At 54.0% G+C, this 21,724-nt stretch carries 20 protein-coding genes; 17 read left to right on the top strand and 3 right to left on the bottom strand.

The genetic code is table 11. The annotated features are described in order from the left end of the window. The 17 genes from leuD to ACXUPB_RS12190 all read left to right on the top strand — a co-directional run bounded on the left by leuD (position 1) and on the right by ACXUPB_RS12190 (position 18,563). Entirely contained in the window at positions 1 to 648 is a 648-nt protein-coding gene (gene leuD / locus ACXUPB_RS12270) for a 3-isopropylmalate dehydratase small subunit (protein ID WP_035557382.1), read from the top strand. A gap of 99 nt (positions 649 to 747) precedes the next feature. Beyond that, the gene (leuB, locus tag ACXUPB_RS12265; RefSeq protein WP_472952624.1) at positions 748 to 1,827 is read left to right on the top strand and encodes a 3-isopropylmalate dehydrogenase; all 1,080 of its coding nucleotides are present in this window, start codon (positions 748 to 750) and stop codon (positions 1,825 to 1,827) included. Positions 1,828 to 1,908: 81 nt separating this feature from the next. Further along, positions 1,909 to 3,021 carry an aspartate-semialdehyde dehydrogenase gene (gene asd / locus ACXUPB_RS12260; RefSeq protein WP_472952622.1) on the top strand — a complete coding sequence of 371 codons (1,113 nt, stop codon included), beginning with the start codon at positions 1,909 to 1,911 and terminating at the stop codon, positions 3,019 to 3,021. A gap of 184 nt (positions 3,022 to 3,205) precedes the next feature. Next, positions 3,206 to 5,341, top strand: coding sequence for a type IV pilus assembly protein FimV (locus ACXUPB_RS12255; RefSeq protein WP_472952620.1), 2,136 nt, complete (start codon positions 3,206 to 3,208; stop codon positions 5,339 to 5,341). 9 nt (positions 5,342 to 5,350) lie between these two features. Then, positions 5,351 to 6,289, top strand: a complete 939-nt coding sequence (gene truA, locus ACXUPB_RS12250) for a tRNA pseudouridine(38-40) synthase TruA (protein WP_335596294.1) — start codon at positions 5,351 to 5,353, stop codon at positions 6,287 to 6,289. After that, the gene (locus ACXUPB_RS12245; RefSeq protein ID WP_335596295.1) at positions 6,286 to 6,924 is read left to right on the top strand and encodes a phosphoribosylanthranilate isomerase; all 639 of its coding nucleotides are present in this window, start codon (positions 6,286 to 6,288) and stop codon (positions 6,922 to 6,924) included. The genes truA and ACXUPB_RS12245 overlap by 4 nt, the downstream gene beginning before the upstream one ends. Before the next feature lie 188 nt (positions 6,925 to 7,112). Then, entirely contained in the window at positions 7,113 to 8,300 is a 1,188-nt protein-coding gene (gene trpB / locus ACXUPB_RS12240) for a tryptophan synthase subunit beta (protein ID WP_045812255.1), read from the top strand. A gap of 23 nt (positions 8,301 to 8,323) precedes the next feature. Beyond that, entirely contained in the window at positions 8,324 to 9,127 is an 804-nt protein-coding gene (trpA, locus tag ACXUPB_RS12235; protein ID WP_472952617.1) for a tryptophan synthase subunit alpha, read from the top strand. Positions 9,128 to 9,221: 94 nt separating this feature from the next. Then, positions 9,222 to 10,244 (top strand): acetyl-CoA carboxylase, carboxyltransferase subunit beta, encoded by a 1,023-nt coding sequence (accD, locus tag ACXUPB_RS12230; RefSeq protein ID WP_035557402.1) that lies wholly within the window; start codon positions 9,222 to 9,224, stop codon positions 10,242 to 10,244. Next, complete coding sequence (folC, locus tag ACXUPB_RS12225; RefSeq protein ID WP_035557407.1) at positions 10,237 to 11,580, top strand: bifunctional tetrahydrofolate synthase/dihydrofolate synthase; 1,344 nt, start codon at positions 10,237 to 10,239, stop codon at positions 11,578 to 11,580. The genes accD and folC overlap by 8 nt, the downstream gene beginning before the upstream one ends. Further along, a complete protein-coding gene (locus ACXUPB_RS12220) occupies positions 11,567 to 12,262 on the top strand; it encodes an SPOR domain-containing protein (protein WP_335596296.1) in 696 nt (231 codons plus the stop codon). The genes folC and ACXUPB_RS12220 overlap by 14 nt, the downstream gene beginning before the upstream one ends. 3 nt (positions 12,263 to 12,265) lie before the next feature. Continuing rightward, a complete protein-coding gene (locus ACXUPB_RS12215) occupies positions 12,266 to 12,841 on the top strand; it encodes a CvpA family protein (protein ID WP_179917131.1) in 576 nt (191 codons plus the stop codon). A 100-nt stretch (positions 12,842 to 12,941) separates the two neighbouring features. Next, positions 12,942 to 14,462, top strand: coding sequence for an amidophosphoribosyltransferase (purF, locus tag ACXUPB_RS12210; protein ID WP_008956202.1), 1,521 nt, complete (start codon positions 12,942 to 12,944; stop codon positions 14,460 to 14,462). Positions 14,463 to 14,474: 12 nt separating this feature from the next. Then, a complete protein-coding gene (locus ACXUPB_RS12205; RefSeq protein ID WP_179917132.1) occupies positions 14,475 to 15,689 on the top strand; it encodes an O-succinylhomoserine sulfhydrylase in 1,215 nt (404 codons plus the stop codon). Between the two features lie 181 nt (positions 15,690 to 15,870). Next, entirely contained in the window at positions 15,871 to 16,452 is a 582-nt protein-coding gene (locus ACXUPB_RS12200; protein WP_179917133.1) for a cytochrome b, read from the top strand. 83 nt (positions 16,453 to 16,535) lie between these two features. Then, entirely contained in the window at positions 16,536 to 17,120 is a 585-nt protein-coding gene (locus tag ACXUPB_RS12195; RefSeq protein ID WP_472952612.1) for a YceI family protein, read from the top strand. A gap of 108 nt (positions 17,121 to 17,228) precedes the next feature. Next, positions 17,229 to 18,563, top strand: coding sequence for an MATE family efflux transporter (locus ACXUPB_RS12190; RefSeq protein WP_472956749.1), 1,335 nt, complete (start codon positions 17,229 to 17,231; stop codon positions 18,561 to 18,563). Here ACXUPB_RS12190 and ACXUPB_RS12185 read toward each other — a convergent pair. From ACXUPB_RS12185 to ACXUPB_RS12175, 3 genes are all read right to left on the bottom strand, one after another. Continuing rightward, complete coding sequence (locus ACXUPB_RS12185; protein WP_179917135.1) at positions 18,560 to 20,044, bottom strand: NCS2 family permease; 1,485 nt, start codon at positions 20,042 to 20,044, stop codon at positions 18,560 to 18,562. The two genes, ACXUPB_RS12190 and ACXUPB_RS12185, sit on opposite strands and share 4 nt — an antisense overlap. Before the next feature lie 139 nt (positions 20,045 to 20,183). Continuing rightward, on the bottom strand, positions 20,184 to 21,374 hold the full coding sequence (locus tag ACXUPB_RS12180; protein ID WP_008956208.1) for an amino acid aminotransferase: 1,191 nt from the start codon (positions 21,372 to 21,374) through the stop codon (positions 20,184 to 20,186). Next, the gene (locus tag ACXUPB_RS12175) at positions 21,375 to 21,713 is read right to left on the bottom strand and encodes a 4a-hydroxytetrahydrobiopterin dehydratase (protein ID WP_472952608.1); all 339 of its coding nucleotides are present in this window, start codon (positions 21,711 to 21,713) and stop codon (positions 21,375 to 21,377) included. Between the last annotated feature and the right edge of the window lie 11 nt (positions 21,714 to 21,724).

Here is a 21,724-nt window from a genome sequence, read left to right as displayed (position 1 = left end):
ATGAAAAAATTTGAACGTTTTGAAGGTGTGGTTGCGCCCCTTGATCGCGCCAACGTCGATACCGATCTGATTATCCCGAAGCAGTTTTTGAAATCAATCAAGCGCACCGGCTTTGGCGTTAATCTGTTTGATGAATTGCGTTATTTGGATGAAGGCCAGCCGGGGCAGGATTGCTCGCAGCGCCCGCTCAATCCTGATTTCGTCTTGAACCAGCCGCGCTTCAAAGGTTCTGAAGTGCTGCTGGCGCGGCGTAACTTTGGTTGCGGTAGCTCCCGCGAACACGCACCTTGGGCGCTGGAAGATTTCGGTTTCAAGGTAGTGATTGCGCCTAGCTTTGCCGATATCTTCTACAACAACTCGTTCAAGAATGGCATTTTGCTGATTACCTTCCCAGAAGATGTGGTCGACCGCCTGTTTGCTGAGGTAGAAGCCAATGAAGGCTACCAGTTGGACGTGGACTTGGAGAACCAGCGGGTCATTACTCCCAGCGGTGAAATTTTAGAGTTTGCAGTGGATGCGTTCCGCAAGCACTGCCTGCTGGAAGGATTGGACGATATTGGCCTGACGCTAAAAGACGAAGACGCCATTCGGGCTTTTGAGCAGAAGCACAAAGCCGCGCGTCCCTGGTTGTTCCGGCAGTCTGCCTAAACGCTTTCCAGTTTTCACAGTAAGTTTGATAGCGCTTTGCAATCCCATTGCAACGCGCAAAGCGGCCAAAGTCGCTCGATAACACGTTAAGGATTCAGCATGACGCATAAGGTTTTATTGCTGCCGGGTGATGGTATCGGCCCCGAGATTGCTGCTCAGGCGGCACGTTTATTGAAGGCGTGCCAGCAAGCAGGCTTGGACATTGAAGTTGAAGAAGGCCTGGTGGGCGGCTCTGCCTATGATGTGCACGGCGAGCCGCTGCCCGCGGAGACCCTTGAAAAAGCCAAAGCCGCCAGCGCTATTCTGCTGGGCGCGGTGGGTGGTCCCAAGTGGGACAAAATTGAAGATCTCTCCAAACGTCCTGAAAAGGGCCTGCTGGGTCTACGCAAAAACCTAGGGCTGTTCGGCAACCTTCGCCCGGCCATGCTCTACCCGCAGTTGGCCAGCGCTTCCAGCCTGAAGCCTGAGCTAGTGGCCGGCCTGGATATCATGATCGTCCGCGAGCTTACCGGCGGGATCTACTTCGGCCAGCCCCGTGGCATTGAAGTGCGCAACGGTGAGCGAGTGGGCTTTAATACCTATATCTATTCTGAAAGCGAGATTGAGCGTATTGGCCGCGTGGCGTTTGAAATGGCCCAAAAGCGCGGCAAAAAACTTTGCTCAGTAGATAAAGCCAACGTGCTGGAAGTCACCATCTTGTGGCGGGAAGTGATGGAGCGTTTGGCGCCAGAGTACCCAGACGTCGAGCTTTCCCACATGTACGTCGATAACGCCGCCATGCAATTGGTGCGCGCGCCCAAGCAGTTTGACGTAGTGGTGACGGGCAATATGTTCGGCGACATTCTTTCCGATGCTGCCGCCATGCTGACTGGCTCCATCGGCATGTTGCCTTCCGCGTCGCTAAACGAAAGCGGGCAGGGTATGTACGAGCCTTGCCACGGCAGTGCGCCGGATATCGCTGGTCAAAACGTGGCTAACCCGCTGGCCATGATGCTGTCTGTGGCCATGATGCTGCGCTATTCGCTGAATGAAAATGCTCTGGCGGAGCGTATTGAAGCCGCCGTTGGCAGCGTGCTGGATGATGGGCTGCGTACCGCTGACATCGCATCTATAGGTATGCAAACCATCGGCACCGATGCTATGGGCGATGCCGTTCTTGCTGCGTTTGCAAAGCAATAGAAACAGCTGATCTGCAGTTTTAAAATCACCGTAAAGAAGTGTGTATAATGTGAGTACTCATTCTTTGCAGGAGGACTTCATATGTTGAAAGTCGGTTTCGTGGGATGGCGCGGCATGGTGGGCTCTGTACTCATGCAGCGAATGCTGGAAGATGGTGATTTTAACGGCATTGAGCCGGTCTTCTTCACTACTTCTCAGGTTGGCCAGCCCGGCCCCGACATCGGTGTCGACGTACCTCCGCTGAAAGATGCCTTTGATATCGAAGCGCTCAAAGCGTTGGATGTCATCGTGACCTGCCAGGGCGGTGACTACACCAAGCCGGTCTATAAAGATCTACGTAACGCAGGCTGGAAAGGCTACTGGGTTGATGCCGCCAGCACCCTGCGCATGGAAGATGAAGCGACAATCGTGCTGGATCCGGTTAACCGCAAGGTTATCGATGACCAGCTATCCAAGGGCGCCAAAACATTTGTTGGCGGGAACTGTACTGTAAGCCTGATGTTGATGGGCTTGGGCGGTTTGTTTGAAGCCGATATGGTTGAATGGATGACCTCCATGACCTATCAGGCGGCTTCTGGCTCAGGCGCTAAGCACATGCGCGAGCTGCTCAACCAAATGGGGCAGTTACACGACAGTGTTGGTGAAGAGCTGAAGGACACCTCCAGTGCGATTCTGGATATCGATCGCAAGGTAACCGCTGCAATGCGCGGTGGCGATTTCCCGATCGATAACTTCGCCGCACCATTGGCAGGTAGCCTGCTACCGTGGATCGATAGCAAGCTGGAAAACGGTCAGAGTCGTGAAGAGTGGAAGGCCAGTGTTGAGACCAATAAAATTCTGGGCCTCGACAACAATCCGATCCCCATTGATGGCCTGTGTGTACGAATCGGTGCTATGCGCTCGCACAGCCAGGCATTCACCATCAAGCTGAAGCACGATGTGCCGCTGGATGAGATCGAAGATCGCATTGCCAAGCACAACGAATGGGTCAAGCTGATCCCGAACGATAAGGATGCGACCATTGCTGGCCTAACACCTGCCGTTGCCACTGGTACGCTACAGGTGCCAGTTGGCCGCCTGCGTAAGCTGCAAATGGGTGGTGAATACCTCTCCGCATTCAGCGTCGGTGACCAACTGCTGTGGGGTGCCGCGGAGCCCCTTAAGCGGATGCTGAAGATCCTGCGCGAACAGTAATTATTCGCTGTTATACGCTAGTCGAAAACGGGAAGCTGTTTGCAGCTTCCCGTTTTTTTTTACGCTGCTAATAATCACGGTAGTGGGAAATACGGCTTTATTTCGTTAAGTTATGATAAAAAAGACGTAATACAATAAGCTTGCATCAATAGTTAAAAAGTAAGTAAGCGATCAGGGAACATTCATGAAAAAAACACTGACATGGATTACATGGCTCTCGTTGAGTGCAGTGAGTCCCTTTGCGCTAGCCGTCGGGCTGGGGCAGGCGAGTGTCGGCTCGTATCTGAATGCGCCTCTAAATGCCTCAATACCATTGCTGGAAAGTAGTGACTACGCCCTTGACGATATCCAAGTCAGCGTTGCCGAACCGGCAGATTTTGCCGCGGCGGGCCTTGAGTGGACGCCTCTAGCCGCAAGTGTTCGTGCCCAGATTGTAGAGCAGCAAGGGCTACGACAAGTACGCTTAAGCTCTGTTCAAACGATGCAAGAGCCTTGGCTTGACCTGCTGCTGGCGGTTGAGTTTCCGGGCGGTCAACAATTTCGTGACATCATCTTGCTGTTTGATCCCCAGGGTTATTCCCAGCAGGCCCAAAGCGCTACTCCCAACGCTGTGCCAACAACGAGTAACGCAGCCACTCCTCCGGTGGTTGAAGCCAGATCAGCGGCGTCGCCCGTGGTAAGCGAGCGTGGCAATGGCAGCAGCGCGTATGTGGGCAGTGGCGATACGTTATGGGGCGTCGCAGAGCGGCTTAAGCCTTCGCAAGCCAGCGTTCAGCAGATGATGGTGGCGCTGCTGGAGGCCAATCCAGACGTCTTTCCTAGCGGCAATATAAATGATATGCGTGCAGGCCAAACGCTGAGTGTCCCTGATATTGAGCGCATTTTGGCGCGCTCCCATCTTGATGCTGATGCCGCTATGAAAGCGATGAATGAAGCCTGGCGCGCTCGCCGCAACGGCTCATTGGAGGCAGTGTCGTTACCTGACGTTGAAGCCGATACCGTTTCAAACAACGCTATAGCCGCTGCCCAAATCCTTGAAGCTACTGGTGCAGCTGAGCCAGACAGCGCGCTTGCTGCGGGTGGCGCTGAACCAGGTGAGCAAGAAGCAAACGAGCCCTCAGTAAACGGCCCAGCTGCGCTGGAAGAGGCTGCCAACGAGCCCGAGGCGCTAACCCGGGCAGAATTAACCGAGCAGCTGCGCCTAAGCCAAGCGACGCTTCAGCAGGTAATGGAAGAGCGCGTGTTAATGCGCGCCGAGCTTAATGCGCTGCGTAGCGAAGTGGCCTCGCTAACTCAGGCGTTGAGCGATGCGTTGGCTGCTCAAGAGCAGTCACCAGAAGCATACATTGCCAGCATGGATGAGATGGGCAGCCCGGGAGTGGCTGCCTTAGTTGAGCGTTATCAGTGGCCGCTCGCGTTAGCTGCCATCGCTCTGCTTCTGGGAGTGTTGGTGTGGCTGCGTAAGCGACTTGAAGAGGCCTGGGAAAATGTCCCGCTTACTGAGCCTGAGCCAGTAACAAAGCCAATAGTTACGCCTGGTACTGCACCTAAAGCAGCCTCTAAGGCAACGCCTGAAGCGACCTCTAAGATAGCGCCGATGACAGCGTCGATACCTGACGCTGTTCCTGTTGCGTACCCAATCCAGGCGAATAATAATGACGTGGAAGAGCCACATCAGCAAAGCGAGCCACAGGTAGCAACCGAAGACGAACCCGAGATTTCTTACGCCAGCTCAGCGTCAACGGCGAACGCCGATCAGTGGTTAATTGATGAGCAAGCGCAAACGCCCGAGCAAGATGACACGCTTCGCTATGAAAATAGCTATGAAAATAGCTATGAGAATAGTTATGAAAAAAGCCAGGCATCTGGGTTGGCTGAGCAGGGACGTCAGCGTCGCTTAGGTCTGCATGTTGCCCCCGATAACGGTGCTGATCACTTGTCATTAGCGCCGCCACTAAGCCCAGTGCCCATGCGTTTGTTGCTGGCTTCTCTCAATGCTGACTTAAAATCGGCTGAGCCAGCAGCACCTGCTGATCATGTACAGTCAACCGAACGTGCCCCCAAACGGTCTGAGGATGCCGAGCATCGCTTTATCGATTACCACCCGCCCACTTTAATGAACACGCTAGGTAGCCAAGAAGGCCTGCGCAGAGAAACCCCAATGCAGCCTACAGTAGAGTTCGCCAATCAGCCTGCCGCCGAACCTGTTTCTCCTGCGAAACAACCGCGTCGGCCGATTGAAGAGGAGTGGGAAATTGAAGAGGTAGCATTCAAGCCTCGAGGCCTGGATAATAGCGAACCTTCAAAATCTTCAAAATGATGTGGCTTGATGACGCTGTTCTATCACTTCGATGAGAAAATTCCGCTTACGGGTCGTTTGGCGATGGGTATCGAGTACGACGGTACCCATTACTGTGGCTTTCAGCGCCTTAAGCACGCCGCATCTGTTCAGGCTTCGCTAGAGGCTGCGCTGGCCAAGGTGGCCAATGAACCCATTAGGGTGCACGCCAGCGGGCGAACCGATTCCGGGGTGCACGCCACTCGGCAAATTGTCCATTTTGATCCGCCAGTAGGGCGCTCCGAAAAAGCCTGGATATTTGGTGCCAATACCCATTTGCCCCGCGACGTGGCCGTGCGCTGGGTGAAACCAGTGGGCGACGACTTTCATTCACGCCTGTGCGCCCTGGGGCGCCGCTACCGCTACGTGCTGCTGAACCAGATTAGTCGCCCCGTATTGGAGCGCGCTAATGTCACCTGGTGTCGTGATCCGTTAGACGCCGATGCCATGCATCGAGCCGCTCAGGCGCTGGTAGGGGAGCACGATTTTTCGAGCTTCCGTGCCGCTGGCTGTCAATCAAAAACCCCCTGGCGGCATATGCACTTTGTCGACGTAAAGCGCTACGGCCAACTGGTGATGATCGATATTCAGGGTAACGCGTTCTTACACCATATGATTCGCAACATTGCCGGGGCGCTAGTAAGCGTCGGACGTGGTGCGCAGGATGAAACTTATATTGGTGAACTTTTAGCGCTGAAAAACCGTCGTAAAGGGGATGTAACGGCGCCCGCCTGCGGGCTGCATTTTGTCGATTCGGTTTACGATGAGCGCTTTGATTTGCCTAAAGAGCCGTTAGGGCCGCAATTACTCGCGTTTACCGGCGAGTGGACAGGCGAGCGCGAGCTCCCTGATACGCCCCGGGTCGCCTATCGTCGCAGCCGTTCACTAAGCAATACGGCAATTAACCCTGAACAGGAGGCGTCTTTATGAGTACGTTGCCGTTACTCCGTACGCGCATTAAGTTCTGTGGTTTCACCCGCGGCGAGGATATTGATCGTGCCGTGGCGCTAGGGGTGGATGCCTTAGGCTTTGTGATGTGGCCGAACAGTGCCCGTAGTGTGGGTGTCGAACAACTGGCGGCGCTTTCAGCGCGCGTGCCAGCATTTGTGACCCGCGTAGGGCTATTTGTAGATCAGGATGATGAGCTGATTGAGCGCTGTCTGCCCTATTTAGATATGATCCAGTTTCATGGCAGCGAAACACCTGATGCCTGCCAGCGCTATTCGCTGCCCTGGATGAAAGCGCTACGCATGCGCGATGAAATAGATTTAGCCCATGAAGCTGAACGCTATCATGGAGCTCAGGCGCTGTTGTTAGATGCTTACCGGCCGGGAGTGCCGGGGGGCACAGGGGAGACCTTTGATTGGTCGAGAATCCCCGCAAATCTAGCAAAACCTGTTATCCTCGCCGGTGGGTTGAGTGCTGATAATATCGCTGACGCTGTGCGCCAGGTAGCGCCTTATGCGGTGGATGTATCCGGCGGTATTGAAGCCTCCCACGGCTGTAAAGATGCCGAGAAGATGGCCTCTTTCGTTCGTCATGTGGCGTTAGCCGACGCCCGTTAGCGCTCTTTGCACACGTTTAGATAGACGCAGTTCATGTATGTTGCCTATGGGTATTTTATCGAGCTACGTTGTTAAGTTGATTCATTTATTGGTTGCCAGTTCTGGTGATCTTGTGAGGTGTCTTTGTGACCGCTTCTGAAACCGTTTCTAACACTGTACTGAAAACAAAGTTCAGTGACCTGACCCGAATGCCGGATGCCCGTGGTCATTTTGGCCCCTACGGCGGTCGGTTTGTGTCAGAAACCCTCAGCTTTGCTTTGGAAGAGCTGGAAAAAACATATTTCAGCTTACGTGATGACCCCGACTTCCAAGCTGAGTTTGACTATGATCTTGCCCACTATGTGGGGCGCCCGTCGCCGCTTTATCATGCTAAACGCTGGTCGGAAAGCCTTGGTGGCGCACAGATTTGGTTGAAGCGGGAAGACCTGAATCACACCGGCGCTCATAAGGTCAATAACACCATCGGCCAAGCGCTACTGGCAAAAAAAACCGGTAAGCCACGCATTATTGCTGAAACGGGGGCGGGTCAGCATGGCGTTGCCTCAGCCACTGTCGCTGCTCGCCTTGGGCTTGAGTGCGATATTTATATGGGGGCGGAAGACGTCCAACGCCAGAAACTAAACGTCTATCGTATGCGCTTACTGGGTGCACGGGTTATTCCGGTAGAGTCCGGTACGCGTACGCTTAAAGATGCCATGAACGAAGCGCTGCGTGACTGGGTCACCAACGTTGATAACACTTTCTATATCATCGGTACCGTGGCTGGCCCACACCCTTATCCGCTGCTCGTACGTGATTTTAACGCGGTCGTGGGCCGTGAAGCGCGTCGCCAGTCGTTGGAGCAGATCGGCCGTTTGCCAGATGCGCTGATTGCCTGTGTTGGGGGCGGCTCGAATGCCCTGGGGCTGTTCTATCCGTTCGTTGAAGATGATGACGTTGCTATGTACGGCGTAGAAGCCGGTGGTGATGGGGTTGAAACGGGCCGCCACGCGGCACCGCTGGCGTCCAACGCCCCGCGCGGTGTGCTGCACGGTAACCGCACCTATTTAATGTCCGATGAAGCTGGCCAGGTGTCGGATACGCACTCCATTTCAGCCGGCCTGGATTACCCGGGCGTAGGCCCGGAGCACGCCCTGTGGAAGGATGTTGGCCGTGTTAAATATGTGGTGGCTAACGACAACGAAGTGCTGGAAGCGTTTCGTGAGTTGACGCATATGGAAGGCATTATGCCCGCTCTTGAGTCGGCTCATGCGCTGGCCCATGCCAAGGTATTGGCGCCGACCATGCGACCTGATCAACATATCGTGGTCAACCTTTCTGGGCGTGGCGACAAAGACATCATGACCGTTGCTAAGATTGATGGCATCGAATTTTAAGGTCAGCTTTTTTAAGGGCGAGCATGAACCGTATTGATCAGCGTTTCAGTGAACTTAAACAGCAGGGCCGCAAGGCTCTGATCCCTTACATCACCGCAGGGGACCCAGCACCGCAGTATACGGTGGGCTTTATGCACACACTGGTAGACGCCGGTGCCGATGTCATTGAACTTGGCGTGCCTTTTTCCGACCCAATGGCCGATGGCCCAGTGATTCAAAAAGCCTGTGAACGTGCGTTAAAGCAGGGCACCCGGCTGGTTGACCTGATGCAAATGGTCAAAGAGTTTCGCCAAACCGATACCACGACGCCGGTCGTGTTAATGGGATATTTAAATCCTATTGAGCGTATTGGTTATGAGAACTTTGCCGACCAAGCTGCCAGTGTCGGCGTCGATGGCGTATTGATTGTCGATATGCCGCCGGAAGAAGCCGATGAAATTGGCCCATTGCTGAAATCTCGTGATTTAGCGGCGATTTTTCTCGTTGCGCCTACCACTTCTAACGAGCGTGCCGCTACAATATGCGCCCATGGCGAGGGCTACTTATACTATGTTTCGCTGAAAGGCGTGACAGGTGCCGCCACCCTGAATGCCGAAGACGTAGCCGAGCACTTGGCACCACTGCGGGGGATGACCGATTTGCCGCTTTGCGTTGGTTTTGGCATTCGTGATGGCGTAACGGCCGCGGAAGTGGCTAAAGTCGCCGATGGTGTCATTGTAGGTAGTGCCTTGGTTAACCGTATCGCCGAAAGCTTAGATGCGCCGGAAACCATTGCGGGTCAGTTGAAAAGTGTATTAGCAGAAATGCGTACGGCGATGGATGCCTAAAGCTAAATGCTTTATCGCCTATGCTTAACAGTTTGACGACACTCATCAAGCCTGGTTTGGCCAGGCGTTGACGTATAACGGAAGCCTTTTTGATATGAGCTGGTTAGACAAGATCGTACCCTCCATGGGTCGTATCCAGCGTAAAGACCGTCGCGCTAGCGTTCCCGACGGCCTCTGGCGTAAATGTCCCAAGTGCGAAGCGGTTCTCTATCTTCCTGAGTTAGAGAAACACAATAGCGTCTGCCCCAAGTGCGATCACCACCTGCGCTTGACGGCGCGTAAACGCTTGGACTGGTTCTTGGATAAAGCAAAACGCGAAGAGATCGCGGCGGAAATCGAACCCAATGATCGATTGAAGTTTCGCGACTCTAAAAAATATAAAGACCGCCTGACTGCAGCGCAAAAAGACACCGGTGAGAAAGATGCACTGGTCGCTATGCGCGGTGAGTTGGATGGTTTGCCGGTCATTGCCGTTGCCTTTGAGTTCACCTTTATGGGTGGCTCTATGGGGGCGGTGGTCGGTGAGAAATTTGTGCGCGCTGCTACCCTGGCCCTGGACGAGAATATCCCGCTGGTATGCTTTGCGGCCTCGGGTGGTGCTCGCATGCAGGAAGCGCTCTTCTCGCTGATGCAGATGGCCAAAACATCCGCGGCGCTTGAGAAGCTCAAACAGGCGGGAGTGCCGTATATTTCAGTGCTTACTGATCCTGTCTTTGGTGGCGTTTCAGCCTCGTTGGCTATGCTCGGTGATTTAAACATTGCCGAACCCAATGCGTTGATTGGCTTTGCTGGCCCACGGGTCATCGAACAAACGGTGCGTGAAACTCTACCCGAAGGGTTCCAGCGCAGTGAGTTTCTGCTTGAGCATGGCACTGTCGATATGATCGTTCATCGTCATGAAATGCGTGCCCGCGTGGGCAGTGTGCTGCGTAAATTGACTCATCACGATGTTACGCCAGTTAGTTCGTTGTCGACTGATGATGCGGACGTTTCAGAACCTATCGTCGAAGAGGCAACGTTAGCGGACACTGCTGACGTCACTTTTGAAAGCATTGAGCCGGCTAAGAAGGACACTTCCTCTACCGCTAAGAGTGACGACCATACACGCAATGCCTGATTCTTTGCAGCCAGACTCCTTGTCGCCCTTGTCTTTAAACCAATGGCTTCAACATTTGGAAACGTTGCATCCGGTCGGAATTGATATGGGCCTGGAGCGGGTTTCCAAAGTGGCAAGGCGTATGGGGCTGCTTTCAAGCCCGATTGCTCCCCGCGTTATTACCGTGGCGGGAACGAATGGCAAGGGCTCAACCCTTGCCATGATCGAGAGCATTGCCCGTGCCCACGGTTGGCAGGTGGGTACCTATACGTCACCCCACTTATTGCGCTACAACGAACGCGTCAAAATCGACGGTCAGGAAGCTGAGGATAAACTGCTCGTAGAAGGTTTTGAGCACGTTGAGAGAGCGCGCTTGCAGGATGATCACATCAGCCTGACCTATTTTGAGGCGGGCACACTGTGCGGGCTATGGTGCTTGGCCAACGCAGAGCTTGATCTTGCGGTACTTGAAGTAGGTCTTGGCGGTCGGCTGGATGCGGTCAATATCATTGATGCAGATGTGGCCATCGTCACCACGATTGCTCAGGATCATGCTAACTTTTTAGGCACCGATCTGGCTCAGATTGGGCGCGAAAAAGCCGGTATCTTCCGTGCTGGCAAGCCAGCCGTCTTAGGCAGCCAAGCGCTACCTGTAAGCGTTTCCGAATGCGCGCAGTCGTTAGCAGCGCCTAAGTTTGCATTAGGGCAGCAGTTTACCCATCAAACCATGAGTAAAGAGTATTCCAACTGGCGCTGGCAGGGGCAGCAAGCGGATGGCATAAGCATCGTCGTCGACGCGCTTCCTGACCCTGGGCTACCTATCGATAATGCGGCTACTGCATTACAAGCGCTCGTACTTGCCGGAATGGCGTTGGTTCCCGCTGATGTAAAAGTTGGGCTCGCGACGGTGCAACTGGCTGGGCGGCTACAATGGATTGGGCCATGGTGCCTGGATGTTGGGCATAATCCTCATGCCGCCGAGTACGTCGCTCGCCACTTACCGTCACCGCCCGAAGGGGGCCAGCAGTGGGGCCTTATCGGCATGTTGAATGATAAGGATATTGACGGTGTCATACAGGCATTATCTGCCCGCATCAGCGACTGGGTGTGCGTGTCGCTGACAGGCGAACGAGGTTGTCTGGCAAGTGAGTTGTCGCAACGTATTATAGCTCAGGGAGGGCGGGTACACTTTTGCGCAGAGTCGCCGCACGCTGGCGCCGATTGGCTCGCTAAGGTGTTAACGCCCAATGATCGTGTCTTGGCCACCGGGTCGTTCTTTACTGTAGCGGCACTGCTAGCTCGGCCACTGCCAACAGGCGCCGCGTCGCTTGATGGAGACGGAAATGAAATACGGTAAAACTGAACGCATTAGCGGTATTGTAATTTTGCTCGCGCTGCTGGCAATCTTTGTGCCGTGGCTAATGAGTGACCCGGCACCCAGAGAAGAGCGCCCCCAGCCGAGCTTTGTCATTGAGCAGCCGGTTGAGGTGGAGCGTCGTAATGTACCCGCGCCAGAAAGGCCCTCAACCATTGATGAACCCGCATTATCTTCAGCACCCAGTGACGACGGCTTTATCCCTATTGATGCCAATCCGCGAGCGCCGCAAACCGATCAAATCGCTGCTTCAAACCAGTCACCTTCTAGGGCAGAAGCGGCAGGCTCCAGTGAGCCCGACGAGGCGCCGTCTACTCCTGATAGCGACCCCATCGCTGATTTAATTGCCACCAATAGTGGCAGCGGTCAAAGCAGCGCTGGAAGCGAGTCACAACGTTCGTCACAAAGCGTTTCTAGTCCTTCTTCCACCGCTCAAGGTGAGTGGGCGGTGCAAGTGGGCAGTTTCGGTGAGCCAGCGAATGCCCAGCGACTCAGTGCACAACTGTCAGAAGAAGGGTTTAGCGTTTATCAACGTGAGCGTGATAACAATATGACCACTGTATTTGTTGGCCCATATGCCACCTCCGAAGACGGTGAATCTGCCATGTCCTCGATTAAAGAACGCGCCAATGTTCAGGGCCTTCTTGTTCGAGTAAGAGACTAAGCCATGGCGTTAACATGGATTGATGCGGTGTTCTTGGCCGTGCTGGCGTTATCAATGCTAGCCGGATTCGTCAGGGGATTTGTTCGTGAAGCATTGGGTTTGGCCGCCTGGGTCGTTGCCTTAATGGTAGCCCGAGTACTCGCCGAGCCGGTGGCCGAACTGATGAGCGGGTTTATCGATAGCTTTGATGCCCGCCTAGTGCTCGCTTTTATACTGGTGATCTTTGCCGTTATTTTGCTTTGCGGCATAGTGATTCGCTTGGTGCATGCAGCGATTGAGTGGGTGGGCATGGGTCTTTTGAACCGCGTGGCGGGGGCCGCTTTCGGCGTTGCCCGCGGGGCGGTTATTTTGCTTATTGCGACTGTGCTGATTACCCTCACACCACTGGCGGAACTGCAGGCGTGGCAACAAGCCGAGCTGCGCCCGACCTTTATTCAGCTACGCGATTGGGCGGTGAGCCAGTTAGATCAGTGGGATCGCGAGCTGCCTGAGGCGCCATCGTCGCTGCGTGACATCTCTCTACCTGAACTGCGTCTGCCTAGTGCGACGGAGCGTGAGGTTATCCCGACAGGTGATTGACCTGTTACTGAAGTCGATTCTATGAACGTTCGGGCTTGCGTAGTTAGGTGACTTAGGTAAGTGACTTAGGCAAGCCATGGCATTAAGCGAGGTAACGTGAATGTGCGGTATAGTGGGCCTTCTGGGCAAGCAGGCGGTAAATCAGGGAATCTACGATGCCCTGACCGTACTTCAGCATCGTGGCCAGGACGCTGCCGGCATGATGACATGGAGCGAGGGACGCTTCCTACTGCGCAAGAGTAACGGCTTGGTACGTGATGTCTTTCATACCCGCCATATGGCCCGCCTAAAAGGCAACTTAGGCATTGGTCACGTGCGTTACCCGACGGCAGGCTCTTCAAGTGAAGCCGAGTCACAGCCGTTCTATGTTAACTCTCCTTACGGTATTGCGCTGGCGCATAACGGCAACCTGACCAACTCTGAGCAGTTGAAGCAGGAGCTGTTCTCGACCGATTTACGCCACATCAATACCAGCTCCGATTCTGAAGTGCTGCTCAATGTATTTGCTCACGAGCTGGGCAAGCAAGGCTTACATCTGGAAGCGGAAGACATCTTTGACGCCGTGCGTCGCGTTCACCGTCGCTGTAAAGGTGGCTATGCCGCCGTGGCGATTATTAATGGCTTTGGCATGGTGGCCTTCCGCGACCCCTTCGGTATTCGCCCGGTGGTTTTCGGTACCCGCGAAGAGGAAAACGGTCAAGCGGTCATGATCGCCTCTGAATCCGTTGCGTTGGACGTCGGCGGCTTTGAACTTGAACGCGATCTGTCGCCTGGCGAAGCTATTTTTGTCGATATCGAAGGCAATATTCATACCCAAGTCTGTGCTGATCGTCCGCTGCTTCGCTCGTGCATTTTTGAACATGTTTATTTAGCGCGCCCAGACTCGTTGCTGGACGGTGCCTATGTTTACGGTACCCGGATGCAGATGGGCCGTAAGCTGGGTGACCGAATCCTCAATGAATGGCCGGATCATGATATTGATGTGGTCATTCCTATTCCCGACACGTCGCGCACGTCTGCCCTCGAAATGGCACAGCACCTTGGGGTGACCTATCGCGAAGGGTTTATGAAGAACCGCTACATTGGCCGTACCTTTATTATGCCGGGGCAGACCCAGCGGAAGAAATCGGTACGTCAAAAGCTCAATGCCATCGACGTTGAGTTTAAAGGCAAGAACGTGCTGCTGGTGGATGACTCCATCGTGCGCGGCACGACCTGTAAGCAGATCATCCAGATGGCTCGTGATGCCGGTGCCCGCAAGGTCTATTTTGCCTCGGCGGCGCCGCCGGTTCGCTTCCCCAATGTATATGGCATCGATATGCCCGCTGCGTCTGAGCTGATTGCCCATGGCCGTAGTGAAGAAGAGGTCGGTGATTTAATTGGGGCTGACCGCATCTTCTATCAAAACCTGGAAGATCTAAAAGCGGCGTGTCGTGAAGTGAATCCTGAAATGGAAGAGTTCGATTGCTCGGTGTTTGACGGCAACTACGTCACCGGTGATATCGATGACGCTTATTTGGCTGCGCTTGAGGCTAGCCGTAATGATTCTGCCAAGGATCAGAGCGCTGGCGATCACGCGCTTGTCGATATGCACAATCAAGACGATGACCTGGACGATTAGGAGTGAAGCCTTATGCAGGATGACAATCATCAGGAAGACGGTCACCAGGATGAATGGTCATTAGAGACACTGGCGATCCGGGCAGGCCATCAGCGCACCTTTGAGCAGGAGCACTCGGAGCCTATTTTTCCGACCTCGAGCTTTGTCTATGAAAGCGCTGCAGAAGCGGCACGTAAGTTCGGTGGCCAAGAGCCGGGTAACGTTTATTCGCGCTTTACCAACCCGACAGTGCATACCTTTGAGCGTCGCCTAGCGGCGCTTGAAGGTGGCGAGCGCTGTGTTGCCACCAGCTCGGGCATGTCGGCCATTCTGTCGACCGCGTTGGCATTGCTTTCCGCAGGGGATGAAATTGTGGCCTCCCGGTCGCTATTTGGCTCAACGGTTAGTCTGTTCGATAAGTATTTAGGCAAGTTTGGTATTACCACGCGTTATGTCGAGCTTTCCAATGCCGCTGCATGGGAAGCGGCGATCACGCCCAAAACGCGTCTATTGTTTGCCGAAACGCCCTCGAACCCGCTGTCTGAAATTGCCGATATTCCGGCCTTGGCCGCGCTGGCCAAACGCCACGACGCGCTGTTGGCAATTGATAACTGCTTCCTCACACCGGCACTTCAGCAGCCGTTGGCGTTAGGTGCTGACCTAGTCATCCATTCGGCGACTAAGTATTTGGATGGACAGGGCCGTGCCATTGGGGGGGCAGTAGTGGGGAGCCATGCGCTGCTTGAAGAAGTGTTCGGTGTGGTGCGTACCTGCGGCCCGTGCTTGAGCCCTTTCAATGCCTGGATATTCACTAAGGGGTTGGAAACACTATCACTGCGTATGAAAGCGCATTGTGAAAATGCCTTGATCCTTGCCCGCTGGTTAGATGCACATCCGGCGGTGAACCGCGTGTTCTATAGCGGCCTGGAAGATCATCCCCAGCATGAATTGGCCAAACGGCAGCAAAAAGGGTTTGGTGCGGTGTTAGGTTTTGAAGTGAAAGGTGGTCAAGAGGGGGCCTGGCAGGTAATTGATGCGACCCGTATGCTCTCTATCACGGGCAATCTTGGTGATGTTAAAACCACTATCACTCATCCCGCTACCACTACTCATGGGCGACTTTCTGATGCCCAAAAGAGTGCTGCTGGCATCGCGCCTGGGTTGATTCGAGTCGCGGTGGGGTTAGAGAGTCAGGAAGATATTCAGCGAGATTTAGCCCGCGGACTGGATGCATTAGCGGCGCGTTAAACTAGCATCTGCTGACTAAAACCGGCCCCGCAGTTGGCCGGTTTTTTTATAGATGACTGTAAGCAGTGGTTTTTACGAATGGTGTGTTCTGCTTTTTTCAGCGGTTCCTCGCGTAGTTACACGATATGCTTTTGCTATTGACGTGTTCGCTAGTGGTTAGCGATTAATAAGGATGAGATTAATGTGGCGAAATAGTCGCAGCGGGTGGGGGTTGATCAGTATTCTGTTTCACTGGCTAAGCGCGCTGGCTATTATCGGTCTGTTTGCGCTGGGCTGGTGGATGACGGACCTTGGCTATTATGACCCCTGGTACAATCAGGGCCCATGGGTACATCGCTCGATTGGTATGTTGCTACTATTTGCCACCCTGGCGCGATTAGTATGGCGTTTTGCTCAGCCAACGCCTAAGGCAGAAGGCGGCCGCCTAGAGATTATTGCTGCCCACGTGGGGCATATCGCTCTTTATGTGCTTGTGTTACTGGTCATGGCGAGCGGCTACTTAATTTCTACCGCTGACGGGAGCGGGATCAGTGTATTTGGTTGGTTTGAGGTGCCTGCACTGGTATATGACTTCCCCAACCAGGCAAGTTTGGCGGGTAACGTACATTGGTATAGCGCTCTGGCATTGATGATTTTATCGGCAGGTCACGCGCTTGCCGCGTTTAAGCATCACTGGCTAGACCGGCATTCAACATTGGTACGTATGCTAAACCCCGCGCATAGCCGAGCAGGCGATCATAGTGCAACAAAGTCATCACGTTAGCCGTTTACACTTTTTCTAAACATCGCGCGTAAGATAATTGACTTCCCGCGGTGCCTATTAAGTAAAGTAAGGAGTAATTCAATATGTTCAAGAAAACAGCATTTGCATCCGCGATCGCCGCTGTAGCACTGGTACCTTTGAGCCAAGCACAGGCAGCTGATTACCAAATCGATACCGAAGGCCAGCACGCCTTTGTTCAATTCAAAATTTCTCACTTGGGCTTCTCTTACATTCTAGGTAGCTTTGAAAAGTTTGAGGGCCAGTTCGCTTACGATCCTGAAAATCTTGATGCATCTTCGGCAGAAATCGAAGTCCAAGTTGACAGCCTGACCAGCAACCATGCTGAGCGTGACCGTCATATCCTGAGCGGCGACTTCCTGAATGCCAGTGAATTCCCGACAGCTACCTTTACCTCCACAGGCTTTGAGTCAACGGGTGATAATGAAGGCGTGTTGACCGGTGATTTGACCCTGCACGGCGAAACTCAAGAGATTGAAATGCCGGTTACCCTGATGGGTAAAGGCGATGACCCGTGGGGCAACTACCGCGCTGGTTTTGAAGGCAGCACTACGCTGACCTTGGGCGATTACGGTATTAATATGAGTGACTTCCCTGAATCTATGCATGAACTTGAGCTATATGTGACGTTTGAAGGTATTCGTCAGTAATAACTTACTGCGCTAAGTACGCCACTGTCCTTTAAGGGCGGTGGCGTTTTACGTTACAACCGATAAATAATTAACCATCACCTAAGGAGAGAGTGCTTGGCTGCTGTCATGCAACAAAAAGAGTTGGCGATAACCCTATGGCGTCAAACGTGGCCTATGGCCATTGGGGTGTTGGCGCTATTGGGTTTTCAACTTGTTGATAGCGCATTTATTGCTCGTTTGGGTACTGCGCCGTTGGCCGCGCAATCATTTACCTTTCCTTTGTCGTTTCTGATTATCGGCATTCAGGTAGGGATGGGGATTGCGATTGCCGCGCTTATTTCGCGGGCATTGGGGGCGGGTGAAGAAGCCCGGGCGAGACGCTTAAGCAGTTTGGTGCTTATGGCGGGTGGCGGCGTCATCGGCCTCTTGGCGATCGCATTATGGATATTTTATGTACCTATCTTTCAACTGCTGGGCGCGGATGAAACGACGCTTTCCTATATCCGCATTTATTGGGCACCTCAGCTGCTATCCGCATGGTTGGGGGCACTGCTTTATTTCAGCTACAGCGTTTTTCGTGCCCATGGTGACACCCGCCTACCAGGCAAAATGATGGTGCTGAGTAGCCTTGTGAACCTTGTTCTCGATCCACTGCTGATTTTTGGCATAGGTGATTGGGAAGGCGGGGGGCTACCTGGCGCAGCCTGGGCAACCGCGATTGCTTTTTCAGTAGGTCTATTGGTGACCACGCGTAAATTACTTAAACGCCAGTGGGCCGCTCAGCAGGGACTGTGGCAAGAGGCCAAACAGTCGTGGCGGCCATTTACGGGTATTGCCGCACCGGCCATGGTCAGCCAGCTGATGCCGCCCTTGGCTGCGATGCTGGCAATCTCTGTTGTGGCGGGCCTGGGTGAAAGCGAAGTGGCCGCCTGGGGCTTGGCAAGCCGTTTGGAAACACTCTCACTGATGGTCATTCTGGCCATGACCATGTCGCTACCGCCGTGGTTAGGGCGTTGCTACGGTGCCGGTGATTGGGGGCAGATTCAGCAGCTTATGACGTTGGCTATAAAAGTCGCGCTATTTTGGCAACTGGGTCTCGGTATAGTATTGGCACTGGGAGCGCCCTGGCTAGCGATGGCATTGGCAGGCAACCCGGATGTGCAAAGCGAGCTGACACTGCTGATTCGTTTTCTGCTGCCTAGCTATGCGGCACTGGGTATTTGCATGCTAGTCGTCTCGGCAGGTAATGCGTTAGGTTGGCCATTACGAGCCATGCTGTTATCCAGTGCGCGGCTGTTTATTTGTTATTTGCCTTGCCTATGGTTAGGCTCGCAGTTCTTCGGTTGGTGGGGACTGGCGGCGGGTGCGGCCGTGGGGAATCTGCTGGCAGGCGTTATGGCATGGCTCGTTATGCGGCGTATTTTATCCCGCCCGCATCGTCAGGCGGGATTCATCAATTAACGCTTGCGTGCTGCTTCCTGATAGGAAAAATACATAAACAGTAGTGCCATACCCAAGTAGCCCATGACAAACTCAGGCGCTGCATTGAAAGCGAGTTTAGGGGCGTGCATTAGTCCGAAAAACGAAAAACCCGCCGCAATCGCTGCGAAGGCGGCTGCACGCCTAAACTGATGATCAATCACCGATACCGTCATAGCGCCCAGCAGGATCGCCATAAACATGGCCCCTTGGCCCATTACTACGATGGCACTTGAGATATCGGTCACCACCTCGCCAGCCCCGCGATTAAAGCGCGTCATCACGTAGTTAGCAAAGTAGGGCAGCATGGCCAGCGCCACGGCCGGGTAGTAGCGCGTGTCGTTGGCTTGAAAGGCGGTCGCAATCATCGACATGCCAACAAAGACTAGAATAGGCGCCACTACAGAAACGGGAATAATTGCTGCCAGCGCAGCAATGAGACCGAACATGGTGGCTAAGGCATATACGGCGCCATTCAGCAGGCTGTATCCCCGGCCCGCGCCCATCCATTTAGCGCCTACCGTGGCGATATAAACCGTAGTGGGAAAGACGCCGCCAAATAGCGCACCAATCATAGTGCCTGCGCCATCTACTGCCTGGCATTCGCGCACATCGTACTTATCGCCTGCCGCTTCCATTGCTTCCACATTGTTCATGGTTTCAATAGCGTTATACAGCGTAATGGGCAGCACCACGGTCAGCACTGCGAGCATGCTGGTCAGCAGTAGCCCCAGCCCTTCAAACCAAGCCAGATTGGGAAGCAGCGGATAAAAGCCTAGGTGGGTAAAGGCATCGCTAAACCGTTCGGTGCCAGCGTCGCCAATCAAGTAGGCCATAGCGGTACCGACGATAATAGCAAATAGCGAGGTTGGAAGCTTAAAGGGCATGCTGACGCGGGCCACTAAGCCAACAATGATAATCGCTAACACCAGCAGGCCAATAATCGGCATTTCGAGTGTTTTAAACAGCATTTCTCCGGCGATAAACGTCAGTGCAACGCCAGCCACCGCGCCAAGCATGGCGGCTCTTGGTAGGTGGTATTGCACCCAGCGGCCAATCACGCTGATCGCGGCTTCAATGGCACCGCTTATAAAGCAGGCGGCAACAGCCACTTTCCAAGCCATTTCCGCATCGCCGGTGAGCTGTTTGGCGGGTAGCAATACGCCGAACAGGAATACGAACATCACCGGCGTCGAGATACCGTAAGAGAGCGCTGTCACATCCGCCCGGTTCTCTTTGCGTGCCAGCCTTGCCGCGCTCCATGCATAGTAGAAGTTGCCAACCATCACCGCTACCGCTGCACCGGGCAGCACTTGCCCGTAGACAATGGAGGCAGGAAACCCCATGCCCAGCATAGTGATGGCGATAATGACAAAGTTGGCGATGTTGTTTTGGAATAGCGCGAAGAATGCGTCAGTGTCTTCTTTTTTGTACCACGGATAGTGAGTGCTGGCAGCCGCCATGTTAGGCCTCTTGATTATGGTGTGTTGTATACAAGGCTATACTGAGTGTGCCGAAGTGTTGACTAATCGGTCAAGTGCCTAATACATGAAAACGCCCAGGCGTTGCCTGGGCGTTTGTTACTGCGTTGCTGCTTGGCGATTAGTCGTTAACAGCGGCAATCGCTTTGGCAAGGTAGGGGAGGTTCTCATGTGAGAAGCCCGCTACGTTGGCGCGACCCGAGCGCACCATGTAGATACCAAACTCGTCACGCAGGCGATCGACCTGTTCCGGCGTTAAGCCGGTGTAGGAGAACATGCCACGCTGCTCAGCAACGCAGGCGTACTTCTCGTCCAGTCCGTAGGGCTTCAGTGCTTCCACAAAGTCGCGGCGCAGGGTATTGATGCGATCACGCATTTCGGTGAGTTCTTCACGCCACATCTCGGTCAGTTCGGCGTCGTGGAGAATTTCGCTGACGATAGAGCCGCCGTGAGCGGGCGGGTTCGAGTAGTTCTCACGGGCAACGATGGCGACTTGAGAGCGGATGTTGTCCATCTGCTCGTTATTTTTGGCCACCATGATCAAGCAACCGGTACGCTCGCAGTAAATACCAAAGTTTTTAGAGCATGAGCTGGTGATGATCGCTTCATCAAGGTTCTCTGCCAGCAGGCGCACGCCATAAGCATCTTCATCCAGACCTTCGCCAAAGCCTTGATAGGCGAAATCGATCAGCGGAAGCAGCTTGCGTTCACGCACGATTTCCAGCACTTCCTGCCACTGGTCATGGGAAAGATCAAAACCGGTAGGGTTATGGCAGCAGGCGTGTAGCACCACCACATCACCTTCAGGAATGCTTTTCAGCGCTGACCGCATGCCGTCAAAGTCGAGACGGTTGTCGGGGTCAACGTAAGGGTACTTGTGCAGCTCAATACCAGCTGCCGTAAAAATGCCGTGGTGGTTCGGCCATGTCGGGTCACTTACCCAGATACCCTTACCCGGCAGCTGTGTGGCAATAAAATCTGCAGCCAAGCGCAGCGCGCCGGTACCGCCTGGTGATTGGGTGGCGCTGGCACGATTGGCTTTTAAGACGGATGAATCAGCGCCAAAAACCATGGGCAGCACGACTTCGCCATAGCTAGGCGCGCCGTGAGAACCGATATAGGTTTTTGTCGTTTCGTTTTTGAGCAGGCGAGCTTCTGCTTCCTTAACAGCGCGCATTACCGGCGTATTGCCTTGGGTATCACGGTAAACACCGACACCTAAATCCACTTTTTGCGGGTTGGTATCTTTTTTGAAAGCTTCGATCAGCCCGAGAATGGCGTCTCCTGGGACTCGCTCAATATGCTCAAACATTTATTCGGCTACCTCGTCGGTTCTGGCGGCAAGAATGAAGTCATTTAGATGCAGGCCTTTAATAGCATGAGACCACCACGTGACGGTGGCTTTGCCCCACTTTGTGGTAATAACGGGGTGGTGGCCAGCCTGCTCTGCAATATCACCAACGCGTTGGGTGAATGCCAATGCGCTGGCGAAGTCGCGAAATGTAAAACTCCGTGACAGCTTCATGATGCCATCGTGCTCGACAATCTGCCACTGGCTGAGGCTTTTTAGCCGCTCTTGGGCTTCTCCTAAGCTTAGCGGCTGAGCATTTTTACCGCAGGGTTCGCAGGTAGATTCAGCGAGCGTTGCCATCTTTTTGCTCC

The sequence above is a fragment of the Vreelandella sp. DA03-1M genome (assembly GCF_055725665.1).
The sequence above is the reverse complement of the archived record's forward strand: the minus strand, read 5'-3'. Positions and strand labels throughout refer to the sequence as shown.

Bases quoted from the DNA above. Each gene is read 5' to 3' on its own strand.
- leuD (WP_035557382.1), top strand. From the start codon at position 1: ATGAAAAAATTTGAACGTTTTGAAGGTGTGGTTGCGCCCCTTGATCGC.
- leuB (WP_472952624.1), top strand. From the start codon at position 748: ATGACGCATAAGGTTTTATTGCTGCCGGGTGATGGTATCGGCCCCGAG.
- asd (WP_472952622.1), top strand. From the start codon at position 1,909: ATGTTGAAAGTCGGTTTCGTGGGATGGCGCGGCATGGTGGGCTCTGTA.
- ACXUPB_RS12255 (WP_472952620.1), top strand. From the start codon at position 3,206: ATGAAAAAAACACTGACATGGATTACATGGCTCTCGTTGAGTGCAGTG.
- truA (WP_335596294.1), top strand. From the start codon at position 5,351: ATGACGCTGTTCTATCACTTCGATGAGAAAATTCCGCTTACGGGTCGT.
- ACXUPB_RS12245 (WP_335596295.1), top strand. From the start codon at position 6,286: ATGAGTACGTTGCCGTTACTCCGTACGCGCATTAAGTTCTGTGGTTTC.
- trpB (WP_045812255.1), top strand. From the start codon at position 7,113: ATGCCGGATGCCCGTGGTCATTTTGGCCCCTACGGCGGTCGGTTTGTG.
- trpA (WP_472952617.1), top strand. From the start codon at position 8,324: ATGAACCGTATTGATCAGCGTTTCAGTGAACTTAAACAGCAGGGCCGC.
- accD (WP_035557402.1), top strand. From the start codon at position 9,222: ATGAGCTGGTTAGACAAGATCGTACCCTCCATGGGTCGTATCCAGCGT.
- folC (WP_035557407.1), top strand. From the start codon at position 10,237: ATGCCTGATTCTTTGCAGCCAGACTCCTTGTCGCCCTTGTCTTTAAAC.
- ACXUPB_RS12220 (WP_335596296.1), top strand. From the start codon at position 11,567: ATGAAATACGGTAAAACTGAACGCATTAGCGGTATTGTAATTTTGCTC.
- ACXUPB_RS12215 (WP_179917131.1), top strand. From the start codon at position 12,266: ATGGCGTTAACATGGATTGATGCGGTGTTCTTGGCCGTGCTGGCGTTA.
- purF (WP_008956202.1), top strand. From the start codon at position 12,942: ATGTGCGGTATAGTGGGCCTTCTGGGCAAGCAGGCGGTAAATCAGGGA.
- ACXUPB_RS12205 (WP_179917132.1), top strand. From the start codon at position 14,475: ATGCAGGATGACAATCATCAGGAAGACGGTCACCAGGATGAATGGTCA.
- ACXUPB_RS12200 (WP_179917133.1), top strand. From the start codon at position 15,871: ATGTGGCGAAATAGTCGCAGCGGGTGGGGGTTGATCAGTATTCTGTTT.
- ACXUPB_RS12195 (WP_472952612.1), top strand. From the start codon at position 16,536: ATGTTCAAGAAAACAGCATTTGCATCCGCGATCGCCGCTGTAGCACTG.
- ACXUPB_RS12190 (WP_472956749.1), top strand. From the start codon at position 17,229: ATGCAACAAAAAGAGTTGGCGATAACCCTATGGCGTCAAACGTGGCCT.
- ACXUPB_RS12185 (WP_179917135.1), bottom strand. From the start codon at position 20,044: ATGGCGGCTGCCAGCACTCACTATCCGTGGTACAAAAAAGAAGACACT.
- ACXUPB_RS12180 (WP_008956208.1), bottom strand. From the start codon at position 21,374: ATGTTTGAGCATATTGAGCGAGTCCCAGGAGACGCCATTCTCGGGCTG.
- ACXUPB_RS12175 (WP_472952608.1), bottom strand. From the start codon at position 21,713: ATGGCAACGCTCGCTGAATCTACCTGCGAACCCTGCGGTAAAAATGCT.